Source organism: Streptomyces xanthophaeus (assembly GCF_000725805.1).
In the GTDB taxonomy this organism is placed as follows: domain Bacteria; phylum Actinomycetota; class Actinomycetes; order Streptomycetales; family Streptomycetaceae; genus Streptomyces; species Streptomyces xanthophaeus.
The window spans coordinates 405,299-422,686 of the sequence record NZ_JOFT01000012.1; the positions used below are offsets into that span (position 1 = coordinate 405,299).

Annotated in this window: 11 protein-coding genes and 1 pseudogene; 3 read left to right on the forward strand and 9 right to left on the reverse strand. The window is 74.9% G+C overall.

What is annotated here, in order from left to right; translation table 11 throughout:
* Positions 1-68 precede the first annotated feature (68 nt).
* The 8 genes and pseudogenes from IO30_RS0107710 to mdlC form a co-directional block, all read right to left on the reverse strand.
* The gene (locus IO30_RS0107710; protein ID WP_308443083.1) at positions 69-1,373 is read right to left on the reverse strand and encodes an MFS transporter; all 1,305 of its coding nucleotides are present in this window, start codon (positions 1,371-1,373) and stop codon (positions 69-71) included.
* Positions 1,374-1,658: 285 nt separating this feature from the next.
* Positions 1,659-2,610: pseudogene (locus IO30_RS0107715) on the reverse strand (endonuclease/exonuclease/phosphatase family protein); the annotation flags it as partial.
* A gap of 171 nt (positions 2,611-2,781) precedes the next feature.
* The gene (locus IO30_RS0107720) at positions 2,782-3,021 is read right to left on the reverse strand and encodes a hypothetical protein (protein ID WP_031140608.1); all 240 of its coding nucleotides are present in this window, start codon (positions 3,019-3,021) and stop codon (positions 2,782-2,784) included.
* A complete protein-coding gene (locus IO30_RS0107725) occupies positions 3,018-4,967 on the reverse strand; it encodes a peroxidase family protein (RefSeq protein WP_078904597.1) in 1,950 nt (649 codons plus the stop codon). The genes IO30_RS0107720 and IO30_RS0107725 overlap by 4 nt, the downstream gene beginning before the upstream one ends.
* 16 nt (positions 4,968-4,983) lie before the next feature.
* A complete protein-coding gene (locus IO30_RS0107730; RefSeq protein ID WP_051858974.1) occupies positions 4,984-6,351 on the reverse strand; it encodes an alpha/beta hydrolase in 1,368 nt (455 codons plus the stop codon).
* Between the two features lie 18 nt (positions 6,352-6,369).
* Complete coding sequence (locus IO30_RS0107735) at positions 6,370-7,785, reverse strand: cytochrome P450 (RefSeq protein ID WP_031140613.1); 1,416 nt, start codon at positions 7,783-7,785, stop codon at positions 6,370-6,372.
* Complete coding sequence (locus tag IO30_RS0107740) at positions 7,782-9,200, reverse strand: FAD-binding oxidoreductase (RefSeq protein WP_031140615.1); 1,419 nt, start codon at positions 9,198-9,200, stop codon at positions 7,782-7,784. Before IO30_RS0107740 ends, IO30_RS0107735 begins: the two co-directional genes overlap by 4 nt.
* A gap of 46 nt (positions 9,201-9,246) precedes the next feature.
* Complete coding sequence (gene mdlC / locus IO30_RS0107745) at positions 9,247-10,851, reverse strand: benzoylformate decarboxylase (RefSeq protein WP_031140617.1); 1,605 nt, start codon at positions 10,849-10,851, stop codon at positions 9,247-9,249.
* Between the two features lie 490 nt (positions 10,852-11,341).
* On the opposite strand from mdlC, the gene IO30_RS0107750 reads away from it, so the two are divergent.
* Both IO30_RS0107750 and IO30_RS0107755 read left to right on the forward strand, forming a co-directional pair.
* Positions 11,342-15,310: a WD40 repeat domain-containing protein gene (locus IO30_RS0107750; RefSeq protein ID WP_051902002.1), complete on the forward strand. Its 3,969-nt coding sequence runs from the start codon at positions 11,342-11,344 to the stop codon at positions 15,308-15,310.
* Between the two features lie 166 nt (positions 15,311-15,476).
* The gene (locus tag IO30_RS0107755; protein ID WP_031140621.1) at positions 15,477-15,830 is read left to right on the forward strand and encodes an SH3 domain-containing protein; all 354 of its coding nucleotides are present in this window, start codon (positions 15,477-15,479) and stop codon (positions 15,828-15,830) included.
* 104 nt (positions 15,831-15,934) lie between these two features.
* Here IO30_RS0107755 and IO30_RS0107760 read toward each other — a convergent pair whose 3' ends face one another.
* Positions 15,935-16,678, reverse strand: a complete 744-nt coding sequence (locus tag IO30_RS0107760) for a carbonic anhydrase (RefSeq protein ID WP_031140623.1) — start codon at positions 16,676-16,678, stop codon at positions 15,935-15,937.
* 187 nt (positions 16,679-16,865) lie between these two features.
* Here IO30_RS0107760 and IO30_RS0107765 point away from each other — a divergent pair, with 187 nt between their 5' ends.
* Positions 16,866-17,240 carry a PRC-barrel domain-containing protein gene (locus tag IO30_RS0107765; RefSeq protein WP_373316445.1) on the forward strand — a complete coding sequence of 125 codons (375 nt, stop codon included), beginning with the start codon at positions 16,866-16,868 and terminating at the stop codon, positions 17,238-17,240.
* Positions 17,241-17,388: the final 148 nt, after the last annotated feature.

Below are 17,388 nucleotides of genomic sequence, written 5' to 3' on the forward strand. Positions count from 1 at the left end.
CGTGCCACGGCCGGCGGCCCCCTGTTTCAGCGTGTCACGGCCTTCGGCCGTCGGCACTCCGGCGCATTTCAGGGAGCGGGGAAGTCCACCGGGCGGGCGGCGGTCTGCGAGGACTCCTGCGGGGACTCTTCCGGGGACGTACGCCCGGACTCCTCCGGAGCGGGCGTACGGGTGAAGCGCGGACCGGCCGCCAGGGCGGCGGCCCCCGCCGCCAGTGAGACCAGGCCGCCCCCGTACAGCACCCAGCGGGTCCCCCAGTGCTCCGACAGCCAGCCCGTCAGTACCGCGCTGAGCGGAGTCGTGCCCTGGAAGATCAGGGTGTACAGGGCCATGACCCGCCCCCGGTACAGGGGATCCGAGCCGAGCTGGACGCGGTGGTTCGTGGCCTGCGCGAAATACATCATCGCGAAGCCGGTCAGGGCGAGGAGCAGGCAGGCGGTCGGCAGGGTCGGGGCGAGCCCGGTGACGGCCTCCAGCGCACCGAAGGCGAGCGCCGAGCCCGCCACCACCACGGCCGTGGGGCGCCCGCGCCGCGCCGTCGTCGCCAGGGCCGCCAGCAGCGATCCCACCGCCAGCGAACTGCTCAGCAGGCCGAAGGCGGTCGAGTCGGTGTGGAACTCCGTCTTGGCCAGCAGGGGGAGCGTCAGCTGGAAGTTGAAACCGACCAGACCGAGGACGCCCACCAGGGCCATCGGCAGGACGAGGTCGGGGCGGCGCCCGATGTAGCGCAGCCCGTCCACCACGCGCGCCTTGCGCGGCCGGGTGGCCGGCCGGTGGAGCTCGGCGGGGCGCATCAGCGCGACGCTGACCACGGTCGCGAGGTAGCTGACGGCATTGACCAGGACGACCGGCCCGACGTCGAACCGGGCGATGAGCAGGCCCGCCAGGGCCGGCCCCACCACCCGCGCCACGTTGAAGTACGCGGCGCTCATCGCCGAGGCGTTCGGCAGCAGCTCGCTGCCCACCATCTCGCTGACGAACGAGATCCGGGTGGGCGCCTCGATCGCGTTCACGGTGCCCAGGGCGAGGGCGAAGAGCCAGATGTGCCACAGCTGCACGCTGCCCAGCACCACCCACAGGCCCAGGGCCAGCGCGAGCACCCCGAGCGACAGGTTGGCCAGGATCAGGATCCGCCGCTTGTCGTAGCGGTCGGCCAGCCGTCCCCCGTACAGCGTCAGCAGCAGGACGGGCGTGAACTGCATCGCCGTCACCGTGCCGAGGGCCGTGCCGGAGTTCCCCGAGAGTTCCAGCACCAGCCAGTCCTGGGCGATGACCATCATCCACGTACAGGTCAGGGAAAGGAGCTGGCCGAAGGCGAACAGCCGGAAATTGCGCACCGCCAGCGACTGGAAGGTGCGTCTCAAGGTCTTCACGGTGCGGTCGGTTCCCTTTCCACAGCGCCACGGTGGGTCCGGCGGCACTTCGGGGGACATGGTCGCTCCGCTCGCTCGATTCTCCGTGGTGCCTGCCGGGAGGCCCGGTTCCCGGCCCGGCCGCCGGTGCCCGGTTCCCGGCCCGGCCGCCGGTGCCCGGCGCGCAGCACGGCCACGTCCCCCGATCATCGGACGCCGCCCCCGGACGCGCACGGCGCGTCCCGCCGGGTGCCCGTACCCGCGCCCCCGTACCGCGCCCGCACCCCCGCCCTCCGGGCGGCCCGGTTAGAACCGGATGCGTGCGAGGACCGGCAGGTGGTCGCTCCCGGTCCGCGGAAGCGTCCTGACCCCGGTGACCGTCCCCGACCGGGTCAGCACCTGGTCGATCCGGGCGACCGGCAGGGCGGCGGGCCAGCTGAAGGCGAAATCCGGTCCGCTCCCGTCGGTCCGCGAGGTGATGGGAGCCAGCCCGCGGTCGTCCACCGTGCCGTTGAGATCGCCCATCAGGAGCACCTTCTCCAGCGGTTCGGCCGCCAGGGCCCGTCCGAGGAGGACGGCGCTCTCGTCCCGGGCCTGGGACCGGAACCCGCTGCCCGGCCCGAGGCGCACGGACGGCAGGTGCGCGACGTACACGGCGATCTCGCCCTCCGGCGTACGGGCGGTCGCCCGCAGCCCGCGGTCCCAGTCCTCCCCGAACCCCTCCGGCCTGATGTCCACCGGACGCACGTCGTGGAGCGGGTGCTTCGACCAGAGGCCGACCGTGCCCCGGGTCGCACGGTGCGGGTACGCGGCGGCGAGGGCCGCCTCGTAGACCCGTTGGGCCGGGGGAGTGAGTTCCTCCAGGGCGATGACGTCGGCGCCGGCGGCGAGCAGGGTCCGTGCGGTGCCCGCCGGGTCCGGGTTCTCGTCGCCGACGTTGTGCTGGAGGGCGGTGAAGGTGCCCGCCGGGCCGGTCGCGGGGAGCAGCAGGCCGCCGAAGAGCCCGAGCCAGGCGGCGGCGGGCAGCAGCGCGGCGGCAGCGGCGAGCCGCGAGCGCCGCAGCAGGGCCGCGCCCAGGAGCACGGGGACGGCCAGGCCGAGCCACGGCAGGAAGGTCTCCAGCAGGCTGCCCGGACGGCCGGGCAGCTCGGGCACGGCCCCGTGGCCCACCAGCAGCAGGGCGACGAGTACGGCCGTCACCGCGAGCAGGCGCCCGCCGGACCGCCGCGTCACCGCGAGCAGCCGCCCGCCCGACCGCCCCGGCCCCTCGTCCCCCGCGTCCCTCCCCGCCATCACCGCTCCCGTCGGCCGTCGCGCGGCCCGGCCCCGTGCCCGCGCCCCGCCCGGTACGACGACGCGCGACCGGGCGGGGCGGTTGCACCGGTGAGGGCGCCGGCCCGCGGCCGGCGCCCTCAGGTCCCGGCACGGGTCAGTGGCGGTCCAGCTGCGCCGCCGAGCGGGCCAGGGCGTCCGCAGCCGTGACGCAGCGCGCGGCCAGGGCCTCCAGGCGGTCCCGGAACTCGTCGGCCTGCGGGCCCCTCCAGTCGAGCCCGTCCGCGTCGGCCCGCAGCCGCTCGGCGTGCCGGCGCAGGGCGGCCGAATGGGTGTACAGGCCCTCCACCGGGCCGGTGGGGACGGCTGCCGCGCGGGGGGCGGGGATGTCCGTCACGCGCTCCTCCAGGGGGCGAAGGCGTTGGTCACGCCGGCCAGGGCGGGGCCCAGCTCGGGGTGGTGCCGCAGCAGGACGGTGACCATGGTGTTGCGGTCCACCCACTCCAGGCCCTCGGCCGTGTAGACCTCGGGGCGGTAGTCGGTGGTGAAGAAGCGGTCGCTCTTCAGACGGCGGCTCGCCATCAGGATGAAGATCCGGAACAGCGAGTCGCTGAAGCCGAACCCGGCCGGCCGCGGCTCCGCGAGGTTGCCCACGAGGGTGTCGACGCGGTCGAGCCGGCCCTCGTACAGCTCCCGGATCAGGGCGGTGTCGCCCGGGTGCCCGCCCGTCAGCTCCTCGAAGGAGGAGACGGGGCGCTTGCGCAGCATCTGCCGGTAGGCGTTGTAGCGCGGGATGCCGCGCTCGCGGTCGCGCAGGATGTCGACGGTGCCGAGGTCGATGTGCTCACCGGTGAGCCGGGCCAGGTTGCGCAGCCCGTCGGGATGGTTGTGCAGGACCAGGGCGCCGGGATGGGCGGTGCCGAAGGTGTAGAGGAGGTCGCTCATCCCGAACTCGTCGACCGAGGTGCGGGTGGTCGCGCCCTGCATGTCGTTGAAGCCGATCGTCTTGCGCGCGCTGCCCGAAGCGTGGTCGCGGACGGTGACCTCGTCGGGGATCAGCGGGTGCAGCCGGTAGGCCGACACGAACTCCTCCGTCATGGAGAAGGGCGCCGCGTGATGGTCCGTCGGGGACCCCAGGATGCCGCTGAGCATCTCCCCCTTCCCGATCCGCCCGTACTTCCGGCTGACCCAACGGGGCAGCATGCCGTACCAGTTGGCGTCCATCCCCCGCTTCAGGACGGGCGTGTCGAGGATGCCGGGCGTCCACTCCACCGTGTGGATCTTCGCCATGAGCGCGGTGTTGACCAGCCGGGCCGTGTGGAAGAGCCGCTCGTCGGCCCAGGTCGGGTGGTGCCCGCGCAGGTGGTCGCAGATCGCGTTGTGCTCCTTGGCGAACAGCGTGTGGAGCAGTGAGAGCCCGGTCCAGTAGTCGCTGTTCATCCCGGTGGCGTCCAGGCATTCCATGCCGGGACGGGGATCGGCGGGCAGCCTGCCGTCCTCGACGCGCAGCTTCCCGTACTCGCCGGTGCGCAGCGACCGGCACCTCGCCTCGTCGCTGCCGTAGATCTGCGAGCCGTCCCACCAGTGCGTCACGGTGTTCTCGTACGTCGGCGGGGCGTCCGGGCCGGTGTGGGCCACCGGGTCGGGCCGGGTGCGGTTGACCCGCATCGGGCAGCTGCCGCCCGTCCGCGCCCAGTCGTCGTCCTCGGCGAGCGGGACGGTGAAGGGCTCGGCCTCCTCGTTGTCGCCGTGGTTGGCCCAGCCGTGGTTCTCGAACTGGATCCAGGCGGCGGCCAGCAGGTTGAGCGTGGGGGCGGGCACGAAGCCGCGGCGCGCCAGCAGCTGCCGGCTGATCTCCCGGGGGCTCGGCGCCATCAGTTCGGCGTCGGAGTCCGGGAAGACCAGGTGCAGCGGGGCGTTCCGGTCGAGCCGGGTGCCGACCCTGCCCATGTCCTCGTCGTACGGGTCGTAGCCCGAGCCGTCGTACGAGCGGTAGGGCGCGAGCTCTGCGGTGGGGCGGCGGGTGCGTTCGCCTCCGGCGCCGAACGTGTCGTGCAGGTTCTTCCTGCGCAGGTCTCCGCGGAGCACCGAGAGGTTCAGCAGCCCCAGGGTGGTGGGGAGTTCGTGCCACTCGCGGGTGCGGTTGATCCGCTCGAACGCCGCCGACCCGAGCCGTTCGAGGAGCCCGGGCGGACGGTGCCCGGGGGCCGGGCCGGGGCGGGCCGCACCCTGGACGGGAACCAGCGCCGACCCGGTCGCCGCCTGCGCGGCCCCGGCGGTCCCGGCGGCCCCTGCCGTCGTGCTCTTCGCGCCGGTCGCGGTCGTGTCTGTCGTGTCAGTCATCGTGCTTCGTCGTTCCTCAGCGGTCGTAGAGCTGGAAGAGCCGGGTGGCGGTGACCTTGCCGCGGTAGGGCGCGAGTTCCGCGTCGACGTGCGCGCTCGCCTCCGGCACGTCGAATTCGAGGTTGTGCGCGTACCGGTCGGCGGCGTGGCACAGCGGGAAGGCGTGCGTGTCGTCGGTCCAGGTGAACTCGGTGAACTGCGCGGGCAGAGCGTAGGGGGAGCACGCCGAGCGCCCCTCCAGACTGGGCACCACGTCGTGTTCGTTGACCAGGGAGCACACCCGGGTGCGCGGGTCCGCCGGACGCTTGCCGTCGATGGGCGAGCCGATCGCCACGACGTGGGTGACCCGGTAGAGCGCGCAGAAGTCCCGGTCCGCGGCCAGGTTCATGGCGGTGATGCCGCCCAGACTGTGCCCGACCAGCGCGAGCTCGGTGCCCGAGGGGACGGCCGAGCGCAGCGCCTTGGTGACGGCCCGGGAGTACGGGGTCGCGGGCCGGGCCACCGCGTTCAGGGCGCCCAGCAGGTCCTGCGGGCTCTCGCCCCGCAGCCCGGCCATTCCGGCGAGCTGGGCGACGTGGCGGGTCACCCCGTCCGGACCGGCGACCTGCTGGACGAGGAGGGTGCCGCCGGTGCCGATGGTCCCGATGTTGCGGATGTAGCCGCAGATGGTGCCCGAGGCGTCGAGGCGTTCCAGCAACGCCGGTTCGGACGGGCTGGGTTCGGCGCGGCCGGGGCCGCGGTCCAGGAGGGCCCAGAGCCGGGCGCCGATGCCGAGGAAGGGCTCCGCGGCGGTGAGGGTGCGGCCGGTGGCGATCTCCCAGCCCGCCTCGTCGTTGAAGGGGTTCTCGTCGGTGAGCGCGTTCCAGGCCGCGATGTCGGCGAAGGACGGGGCGAGCAGCGCGAAGGCCCGCTCGGCGCCCTGGTTCCCGATGATGGCCTTGAAGACCCGGACCGCCTCGGCCTGCCGGTCCTGTTCGATGGCGCGGATGACCCGGGCGGTGTCCGGATCCTCGAGCAGTTCGGGGTGTTCCACCGCGGCGGCCCGGATACGGGCCTTGAGGCCGGTGACGGCCAGACTGACGGCGAGGCTCTCACGGCTGGTCAGGACCCCGGCCAGCCAGGCGGCGCGGGCCAGGGGCCCGCGGCCCTGCGGGCCCCAGCCGAGTCCGGCGGGATCGGTGAGGGTCCGCAGCAGGCTGCGGCGGGCGGCGGGCGGGACCCCGGTGCCGAGGGCGAGGCCCGTGGCGTGCCGGGCGGCGTCCCGTACGGCGTCGGCGGCCTCGGCGAGGTCGCGGCAGAGCTGGTGGAGGGAGGCCACGTCCGGTTCGGTGACGGACGGGACGGGGCCACAGGGAGCGGTGGGATCGGCAGCGGCTTCGGGCACGGATCGGCGTCCCTTCGGTCAGCGTGCGGTGAGGGTGAGGTGGACGGCCGCGGCGTCCAGGGCGCCCGGCAGCGGCCGGTGCGGGTCCAGCGCCGGACGGTCCCCGCCGACCCGGTGGCCGCGCAGCACCTCGGCGCAGACCGCGGCGGTGACGAGCAGGCCCAGCTGGTCTCCGGGGCAGCGTCCGCCGCCGTGTCCGAACGGGGCCATCTGCGTGTCCTCGTCGGCTTCCGGGGCGAGCCAGCGGCCCGGCACGAAGAGATGGCCGCCCGGCACGTGCTCGGGGTCGCGCTGGTGGAAGGCCATCGGTGCGAGCACGTGGGTGCCGGCCGGGTAGGTCACCCCGCGCCATTGGGTGGGCGCCCGGGTGACCCGGACGAAGTCGGGGACCACGGGGTAGAGCCGGATCGTCTCCTGTACGCAGGCCCGCAGCCGCGATCCCTGGGCGATCCCGCTGTCCCCGGTGACCGCGTCCTGCTCCGCCGGATGGGCGGCGAGCAGCCGCAGGGTCCGGGCGGCCACGTGCGCGGCCACGTCCAGGGCGAGCAGCCAGTGATGGGCCTGCCCGACCCGGTCGAGCTCGGCGTCGAGCGCGGTGGCGGGTCCGGCGAGGGCCCGGCCGATCAGGGTGTGCGCGGGGGCGTCGGCGGCGTACGACTCCAGGCGGGCGTTGGCCCGTGCGTACAGCCGCCGGGCGGCGAGGGCGCGGCCCTTGCGCAGGCCCAGCCAGTTGGCCTCCTCGCGCAGGGCCACCAGCCAGCGGTGCAGTTCCTCGTCGTCCCGGGCCAGGTCGCCGAGGACCAGACGGCGGGAGATCCGCTGGAAGGCGCGGAGCAGCCGGGGGAAGTCCAGTCCGGGTCCGCGGGTCAGCGGGGCGCACTCCTCGGCGACGACGGAGAGGTACTCCGCGCAGGAGGGGTGGACGGGCCGGTCGGCCGCCAGGGCGTGGTCGTTGACCTCGCGCCGTGCCTCGCGCAGGGCCCCGTGGGAGCAGATCACCCCGGTGGGTTCGAGGACCCCGAGCATCTTGACCTTGTCGACGGCGTCCATGGCGAGGGTTTCCATGGGCTCGGCGAAGAACTGCCGTACGTCGGCGGGGTCGAGGAGGACCAGCATCTCGCCGGAGAGCGCGCGGATCCGAACGGGGGAACCGCCGTGGCGGGCGCGCAGGGCCCGGAAGGTGGCGGCCGACCAGCCGTACTGGTTGACCGAGGCCAGCGCGGACACCATGGCGGGGCGGGGGGCGGAGATGCCCCTGGTGAAGGCGGGGAGGGTGTGGGTGAGGACGAACCGCAGGGTCTCGGCGCGTCCCGCGCGGCCCGGGTCGGCCGTCCGCCCCGGCCCCGGGACGGGCGCGTCGCCGGCGGGGTCGTGGCCGGCCGCGTTCGGGGGCGCGGACACCGCGTCCGTGGTGGTGAGCTCGGACTCGGTCATGCCTCGATCACCTTGCCGGGGTTGAGCAGGTTCTTCGGGTCGAAGAGCCGCTTGAGCCCGCGGTGCAGTTCCAGTGCGACCGGGTCGAGCTCGCGGGTCAGCCAGTCGCGCTTGAGGATGCCGATGCCGTGCTCCCCGGTGCTGGTGCCACCGAGGGCGAGACCGGCGGCCATGATGTCGTCGTACGCAGTCTGCGCGCGCCGGAACTCGTCCGGGTCGGACTCGTCGAAGACGACCGTCGGGTGCAGGTTGCCGTCCCCGGCGTGACCGAGGGTGAAGATCCGCAGCCGGTACCGGGCGGCGATCTCCTCGATCGTCCCGATGAACTTGGCGAGTTCGGAACGCGGCACGGCCACGTCCTCGATGAAGGCGGTGGGCCTGCCGCCCAGGGTCGCGGCGAAGGCGCCGAGGGCGGGCGTGACCAGCCGCCGGGCCTCGATGATCTGCCGGGACTCCTCGGTGGTGGCGGCGGTGACCACGTTCTGCGCTCCGGCGCCCTTGCAGAGCAGGTCCATCGTGTGCAGGTCGCGCAGCGGGTCGCCGGCGTCGCTCTCGACGATCAGGGTGGCGGCGCTGCCGGGGCGCAGCAGCGGGTGCCCGTAGTCCGCGACGGCCTGGGTGGTGGCCCGGTCGAGGAGTTCGAGGGCCGAGGGCACGTGCCCGGCGGCGGTGATCGCCGCGACGGCGTCCCCGGCCGCGGTCAGGCTGGGGAACTGGGCCAGCAGGGAGAGGGCCGGCGGACGCGCGGGCCGCAGGGCGAGGGTGGCCCCGACGACCACCGCGAGCGTGCCCTCCGAACCGACCATGAGCCGGGTCAGGTCGTAGCCCGCCACGCCCTTGGCGGTGTCCCGGCCGGTGCGCATCCGGCGGCCGTCGGGAAGGACGAGGTCCAGCCCGAGCACGTAGTCGGCGGTGACCCCGTACTTGACGCAGCAGATGCCGCCCGCGCCCGTGGCGATGTTCCCGCCGATGGTGCAGCGTTCCCAGGAGGCGGGGTCGGGCGGATAGGTCAGGCCGTGCTCGGCCACGGCGTCGCCCAGGTGCTTGGTGACGACCCCGGGCTCGCAGCGCACGAGCCGGTTGGCGGGGTCGATCTCCAGGATGCGGTCCATCCGGGAGGTGTTCAGCACGAGGCAGCCGTCGACGGCGTTGGCCGCGCCCGCGAGACCGGTGCGGGCGCCCTGGGGGACCACGGGAACGCCGAGGGCGTACGTGGTGCGCAGGATCTGCTCGACCTGCTCGGCGGTGCGGGGCAGGGCGACGACCGCGGGGGTGCCGGGCTCGGAGAAGGGCGCCGAGTCCCGGGTGTGGGCGGCGAGCGTCTCGGCGTCGGTGTACAGGATGCTGTCGGGGCCGCCGTCCGCGTCGGCCAGGAGGGCGCGCAGGCGGGACAGGAGGGGGGTGTCGGGAGACATACCGGCCTTCTGGAGGTCGTACGGGGAGGGGGTGCGGGCGGGTGCTCTACAGCGACGGGAGTTCGGTGGTGACCGGTACGTCGATGAGCACGGGGCCGTCCTGCTGGGCGGCGGAGTCCCGGACGAGCTTGGTGAGTTCGCCGGAGCCCTGGACGCGATGGGTGCGCAGGCCGTAGCCGGCGGCGATCGCGGTGATGTCGAGACCGGGGATGTCGAGGCCGGGGGCGCCCTCGGCGTGCTCGAGCCGGGCGAACCACTGGAGGATCGCGTAGCGGGCGTTGCTGAGCACCACGAAGGTGACGGGGAGCCGGTAGTGGGCGGCGGTCCACAGGGCCTGGACGGCGTAGTGGACCGAGCCGTCGCCGATGACGGCGATCACGGGCCGGTCGGGTGCGCCGAGCTGGGCGCCGACGGCGGCCGCCGCGCCGAAGCCGAGCCCGCCGCCCGCGGAGAACAGGTAGGAGCGGGGGCTGCTGATGCGGGCGGCCTCGTGGAACCGGGGCACGTTGGAGGGGGATTCGTTGACCCAGAGGGTGTTCTCGGGGGCGCCCTGTGCGACCGCGGAGAGCGCGGCGAGGGGGGTGAGGACGCCCTCCGTCTCCTCGGGGAAGCGCACCTGCTCGTGGGGCTCGCGGACTTGGCTGCCGGCCGGGAAGTGCTCCGCGAGACCCCGTACGGTCAGGGCCAGGTCGGCCACGACGGCGTCGCCGACGGGGGCCCTGGCCGCCTCCTCGGCGTCCCGGGTGAGCAGGAGGAGCTCGGTGCCCTCGGGCAGGTAGGCACCGGGGATGTAGGGGTAGTAGCGGAACACCGGCGCGCCGATGACCACGACGAGGTCGTGGCCGGCGAGCTGGCCGCTGAGCGGCCCGATCGCCGGGACCAGTTCGCCGCGGAACTGCGGGTGGTCGTACGGGAAGGACACCCGGGCCGAGACGGGCGCCGCCCAGACCGGGAGTCCCGTGCGGTCCGCGAGGTCCACGACCGCGTCCCAGGCTCCGGAGGCGTCGACGTCGTCGCCGACGACGAGGACGGCGGAGCGGGCCGCGGCGATCCGTCCGGCGAGCTCGGCGAGCACGGCCGGGGCGGGGACGGCGGCGTGCGTGACCCGGCGGGCGGCGGCCACCTGGGCGCCCCGGTCCTCGGCCGCGGTCAGCTCCGCGTCCATGTCGTCCATCGGGAGGGAGACGAAGACGGGCCCGTGCGGCGGGGTTTCGGCGATCTGGGCGGCGCGGGCGAGCGCGGGAGCCACGTCGGCGGGGCGCGGCGGCTCGTACGCCCACTTCACGGCGGGCTGGGGCAGGAGCGTGGCCTGCGGGTTGGAGAGCAGGGCCTCCATGGTGAGCATGGCGCGGACCTGCTGTCCGGCGGTGACCACCATCGGGGTGCGGTTCGCCCGGGCGTTGAGGATGGCGCCCATGGCGTTGCCGGTGCCCGGTCCGGTGTGCAGGTTGACCAGGGCGGTGGTGCCGGAGGCGAGGGCGAACCCGTCGGCCATGCCGACCACGACGGCCTCCTGGAGGCCGAGCACGTACCGGAAGTCCTCGGGGAAGTCCTTGAGCATCGGCAGTTCGGTCGATCCCGGATTGCCGAAGACGGTGGTCATCCCACGGGCTCGCAGAACGTCGAGTACGGCTTCTCGAACCGTGCGCATGAGGATCCTCCAGGCAATGGGGGGCGACCGTGGGTGATCAATCCAGCACGCTCCGCAGAGGGTTGGCAAACCGTGCCGGGTGAGCGCCCGCGTCGGGGAAAAGCCCTCCAAAAATCGTTTCCGCACCCGTCCGGCACCGCGGTTCACCAAGGGGGTGACGTCCACCCGGCGCCGGGGAAGTCGCCCACACGTGTCTGCCCCCGGCCGGTCCCGGAAGGCCCGGGGGAGGGCCCCGGCCGCCCGCCGGTCCGTGCCCGCAGGGCGGCGGTCGAGGTGGAACGGGGGCGGCGGCTGGGGCCGCACCAGCCGGGAGTGGCGGGAGAGGATGGCCGGAAAACACCCCTTTCGCACCCGCCCGGACCCCGGACCGCTGCATTCCGGCCCCGGGTCCGCGACGCCGGGGGAGGGTGGTCCCCGCACTGCTGACGCACGGCTGACGTCCGGCCGCCCCCCACTGCTGCCGCACCGGAATTCCGACCACGGAGGCCCGATGGACCGTACGCCCACCCCGCCCTTACCCCCTTCGCCACGCGAGGAGTTCGCGGCCGAGCTGACCCGGCTGCGCGAGAAGGCCGACCTCACCGTCCGTGCCGTCGCCGCCCGCGTCGACGCCCCCGGCGCCCACACCACCGTGGGCGGCTGGTTCGCGGGCCAGAACCTGCCCTCGATCGGCTCCCTCCCCCTGTTCCGGCAGGTGCTGCACGTCTGCGGGGTGCGCGAACCGGCCGAGATCGAGCGCTGGATCGAGACGCTGGCCGAACTGCGGCGCACCCGCGTGCCGCGCGCCGTGCACGCAGCCGTGCCCTACCGGGGCCTGGCCGGATTCGAGGAGCGGCACGCCGAGTGGTTCTTCGGCCGTGACCGGCTGCGCGACACCGTGGTGGCACAACTCCTGGCGGACGGCGCGATCGTGGCCGGGGGCGCCGCCGTCCCCGTGCCCCGGCTGCTGGTCGGCGCCTCCGGCTCCGGCAAGTCCTCGCTGCTGCGGGCCGGAGTGCTGCCCGTGCTGCGCGCCGCGCACGGCTTCGTCCCCTGCCTGCTCACGCCCGGCCGGCATCCGCTCGCCGCACTGGCCTCGGCCGTCGACGCGCTCACCGGCCCACAGGAGACGGCCCGGTCCGCGGAGGCGTCCGGGTCCCCTCCCGCCGTGCCCGATGACTCCGACGCCCCCGGAACCCCCGACCCGCTCGCCCTCGCCGCCCGGGTACGGAGCTTCGCCGCACGGCAGTCCGTACGGGTCGTGGTGGCCGTCGACCAGTTCGAGGAGGTCTTCACCGTCTGCCGGGACGCCGCCGAACGCGAGCGGTTCCTGCGCTGCCTGGCCGCACTGCCCGCGCCGGACGTACGGGTCGCGGGCGCTCTGCGCGCGGACTTCTACCCGGACGCCCTCGGCGAACCCCTCCTCGCCGCCGCGCTCCAGAACGGGCAGACCGTCGTCGGCGCGCTCACCGAGGAGGAGACCCGCGCCGTGGTCACCGGACCCGCCGTCAAGGCCGGGCTCACCGTGGACGAGGGCTTCGTCGACCTGCTCCTCGCCGACCTGCGGGACTCGGGCGCCGGAGCACTGCCCCTGCTGTCGCACGCACTGCTGTCCACCTGGGAGCGCGGCCGGGGCACGAAGCTGACGATCGCCGACTACCGGGCCGGCGGCGGCATCTCCGCCGCCATCTCCGCGACAGCCGAGGAGGCCTATGCCGAGCTGAGCGAGGAGCAGCGGAGCCTGGCCCGCGTGCTCTTCCTGCGCATGGTCACCGTCGGGGACGGCGGCCCCGACACCCGTCGGCTCCTCCCGCTCCCCGATGCGGGCGGACCCGGGGACCCGGCGGGCCGGGACCGCGCCGGGCAGGTGTACGAGGTACTGGAACGGTTCGTCGACCGGCGGCTGGTCACCCTGGACGCCGACGGCTCGCAGATCACCCACGAGGCGCTGCTCACCGCCTGGCCCCGGCTGCACCGATGGATCGACACCGACCGGGCCGGACACCTGGTGTGGCAGGAACTCGGCCGGGACGCGGAGCGCTGGCTGGCCCAGCACCGCGAGCCCTCGCTGCTCTACCGGGGCGCGCGGCTCGCCGTCGCCGCGGGCTGGGCCGAACAGAGCGGCCGGGGCCCGGAACTGACCGTACGGGAGACCTCCTTCCTCGCCGCGAGCCGGGACGCGGAGGAGGCCCGGGCCCGTCGCGAGCGGCACCGCACCCGGCGGCTGCGGCAGCTCCTCGTCCTGCTGTCGGTGCTCGTCGTCCTCTCGGGCCTGCTCACGGGCATCGCGGTGGTCCAGCGGCGGGACGCGGAGCACCAGCAGGCGGTGGCGCTGTCGCGGCTGGTGGCGGCCCGCGCGGAACGGCTGCGCGGCAGTGACCTGGCACTGGCGGCACAGCTCAGCCTGGTGGCCTACCGGACGGCGCCCACCGCCGAGGCCCGTTCGGCACTGATGGACGCCTCGGCCCTGCCCGCGGTCACCCGGATCCTCGCCTTCCGGGGCGTGGTGCAGGCGGTGGCGCTCAGTCCGGACGGGCACACCCTCGCCGCGGGCGGACTGGACCGGCAGGTCGCCCTGTGGGACGTGCGCGACCCCCAGCACCCCCGGGAACTGGGCACCGCCCCGCACGACTTCGGGGACACCGTGTACGCGCTGGCCTTCAGCCCCGACGGGCGGCGGCTCGCCGCGGGGGCCGGGGACGGGACCGTACGGGTGTGGGAACCGTCGGGTCCCGCCGGATCGCGGGTGCTCACCGGCCCTGAATCCGCGGTCTACGGGGTCGCGTTCGCGCCGGACAGCCGCACGCTCGCCGCAGCGGGCGCCGACGGCGGGGTGTACCTCTGGCGGGACCCCGCAGCCGCCGACGGAGCCGCGGCCGCAGGGGGATCGGCCGGGCCGGCCGCCGGGCCGGAGCGGCTCGCCGGATTCACCGGCCCCGTGCACACGGTCGCCTTCCGCCCGGGCGGCGCCACCCTCGCGGCCGGAGGCGCCGACGGGACGGTCCGGCTGTGGGACACCTCCGCGCCGGGCCTGCCGGTCCCGTACGCCGAGGCGCTGACCGGGGCGGCGGGCCCGGTGTTCGGCCTGGCCTTCACCCCCGACGGGAGCCGGCTCGCGGCCGCCAGCCAGGACCGCTCCACCCGCGTGTGGACCGTGCCCGACCCCCGCGGGACCCCGGTCGCCCCGGAGGTCATCGGCGGGGCGCCGGCCGTGCCCGACGGCCCGGCCAGCTACGTCAACGCGGTCGGGTACGGCCCGGACGGACAGTGGACGGCGACCGGCAGCGCCGACAACCAGGTCCGCCTCTACCGCACCGGCACCGCGACGCCCGCCGCCGTCTTCCCGCACCCCGGACCCGTCACCGCGCTGGCCTTCCTGCCCGGCGGCCAGGGCCTGGTCACCGGCGCGGCCGACGGGACGGTCCGGCTCTGGCAACTGCCGTCCCGCCCGCTGCGGGGCTTCCAGGGCACCGTCAACGCCATCGGGTTCAGCCCCGACAGACGGCTGCTGGCCGTTGCGGCCAAGGACGTACAGCTGTGGGACGTGAGCGACCCCTGGACGCCCCGCCCCGTGGGGCAGCCGCTCACCAACGCGACGGGGTTCTCCGGGACGGTCTCCTTCACCCCTGACGGCCGCACCCTGGCCGTGGGCGGCCGGGAGGGCAAGGTCTGGCTCTGGGACCTCACCCGCCCCGAACGGGCCGCGCCCTACGGGGAACCGCTGGCCGGCGGCACCGGAACCATCCAGTCCGCTGTCTTCGACCCGGCGGGCGGGGCGCTCGCCGTCGGCAGCGAGGGCCGTACCGTGCGGATCTGGGACACCCGCGAACCGGCCCGGCCCGCGCTGTCGGCCGAGCTCACCGAACCCACCAACTACGTGTACTCGGTGGCGTTCAGCCCGGACGGGCGGCGCCTCGCGGCCGGGACCGTCGACAAACAGGTCCTGCTGTGGCGGCTGCCCGCACCCGGCGGCGGGGCGCCCGCGCACGAGGCGACCCTGCGCGGCCCAGGGAGCTACGTCATGTCCGTGGCCTTCGGCCCGGACGGCCGCACGCTGGCCGCGGGCACCGCCGACCGGGACGTGTGGCTGTGGGACGTGAGCGGCGAGCGCCCGGTCAGCGCCGGCCCGCCACTGACCGGCCCGAGCAGCTACGTCTACGCCCTGGCCTTCAGCCCGGCGGGCGGCACCCTGGCCGCGGCCAGCACCGACAGCACCGTCTGGCTCTGGAACACCCGCGACCCCGGTCGGCCGCAGCCCGAGGCCGTACTGAGCGGTCTGCGGGGCAAGGCCTACGCGATCGCCTTCGGCCCGGACGGCCGCTCGCTGGCCGCCGGCGGCTCGGGGCCGGAGGCACTCCTGTGGACCACCGACGAGGAGGCGGTGCGCAGCCGGATCTGCGAACGGGCCGGGTCGCCGATCACCCGGCAGGAATGGGCGCACCTGGTGCCGGGACTGCCGTACGCGCCGCCCTGCCGGTGAGGGCCCGCAGCGCTGTACGGAGTTGTACGGACCGCCGTCCGGAGGCGTCCGACCTGCGGCTTCGGCCTTCCCGGCGGCGGTCCGGGGCTGGCTTCCTGATGGAGCGCCGCCGGATCGGCCGGGGCGCGGCACACCATCGCAGCCACCTCGACGAGGGAGAACGACCATGCGTAAGACGACCACCCTGCGGTCCCGGGCCGGACTGGCGGCCGCCGCGGCCGCCGTGGCCCTGACGGGTCTGATCGCCGGCGCCGGGGGCGCCGAGGCGGCGGGCAGCTACATCTCCTCCAACAGCGGGGGAGCCAACGTCCGGACCTGCGCCAGCACCGGCTGCGGCTCGCTCGGCTACCTCGGGAACGGCTCCGGCGTGACGATGCAGTGCTGGCTCGACAACCAGTGGGTCTACCCGCCCAGCTCGAACTACGCCTCCAACCGCTGGTTCCGGGTCTCCAGCGCCGTGGGCACCGGCTACGTCCACTCGTCCCTCGTCGCCAGCCAGACCGGCGTCGGCCACTGCTGACCCTTGACCGCACCGCTGCGCGCCGTCCCTCCCGAGCGGGGGGACGGCGCGCAGCCGCGACCGGGGGCGCGCCCGAGGGCCGCGGTCCCGGCCGCCGACGTCCGTCAGGACAGGGTGCGCACGTGCTGGTCCCGCAGCTCGTACCGGGCGGCCACCACGGCCAGTTCACCCGTGGCCACCTTCGCGGCGAGGTCGGGCTCGGCGGCCAGCCGTCGCCGGACGCCCCGCACGTGGGCGTTTACGGTGGCGTCGATACGGGCCTCGCCCTGCTGGCCGTGGTCGATGGACGGCCGTATCTGGTCGGCCAGGTACTGGATGTGGGCCGGGAGCGGCTCGCCGGTCTCGTCCGCGTGCACCGCCGCGGCGACGGCCCCGCAGGACTGGTGGGCCAGCACGAGGACCAGCGGTATCCGCAGTTCCAGGACCCCGTACGCGATGCTCCCGAGCACCGCCTCGTCCAGGACCTCGCCCGCCGACCGGACCGTCAGCAGATCGCCCAGGCCCTGGTCGAAGACCAGCTCGGGCGGCACCCGCGAGTCGATGCAGCCCAGGACGACCGCGAACGGGTGCTGGGCCGCCACGAGCCTTCGGCGCAGTGGCGCGGACTCGTGCGGGTGCTCCTCGTGGTAGGTCCGCCAGCGCCGGTTGCCCGCCGCGAGTCTGCGCAGCGCCTGCGCGGGAGTGGTGGGACGGCTGTCGCTTTCGGCCTCCCCCGTGGCGGCGGAGGCGGGGAAGACCGGCCCGAGGGCCAGACCCGCACCGGCGGCCGCCGTGCCCGCCACGGCGGTGCGCAACAGGGCCCGACGGCTGCGCGGCAGGGCGACGCGGGTTCGTGTGTTCGAAGGCATGGCCGGACGGTAACCGGCGTGCGGCAGCCGGAACCGGCCCGGCGGACGCATTGGCGCGATCCGCTCGCGAGGAGGCCTGATGGGGGCGGAGCCGTCTCGGCATGCGGGCGTGTAGGGGCGTTGAGCGGGGGAAGGCGGGGCAGGGAAGGGCCGCGGGAGCATCCCGCGGCCGTCCCTACCGGAGGAGATGGCGGACGTGACCGAACACGTGTGGAACTACAGGCCGACCTCGGGGCGCCTGGCGGGCGCCGACCTCACGGGCTACAAGGTCGAGGCCAGCGACGGCGCGATCGGCAAGGTCGACAAGTACTCCGACGCGGTGGGCGAGGCCTACATCGTGGTGGACACCGGTGTGTGGATCTTCGGCAAGGAGGTCCTGCTCCCGGCCGGCACGGTGACCCGCGTCGATCCCGAGGAGAAGCGGATCTACGTCGACCGCACCAAGGAACAGATCAAGCACGCACCGGAGTTCATCCGGGAGCAGCACCTGGGCGACGCGGCCTACCACCAGGAGGTGGGCACCTACTTCATCAACGGCCCCTTCCGCCTGCCGCCGGTCTGACCCGCCCGGACCCGGCCCGGGCCCGCGGCGGGCCCGGGCCGGCCGGGGTCTAGTGCTGTGACCGGAAAGGTCCACCGGGTCGCGGCGCCCGGCACGGCACCTCCCCGCGTTGTCGGACCACGCAAGTACGTCCAGTACGAGCCGTGGC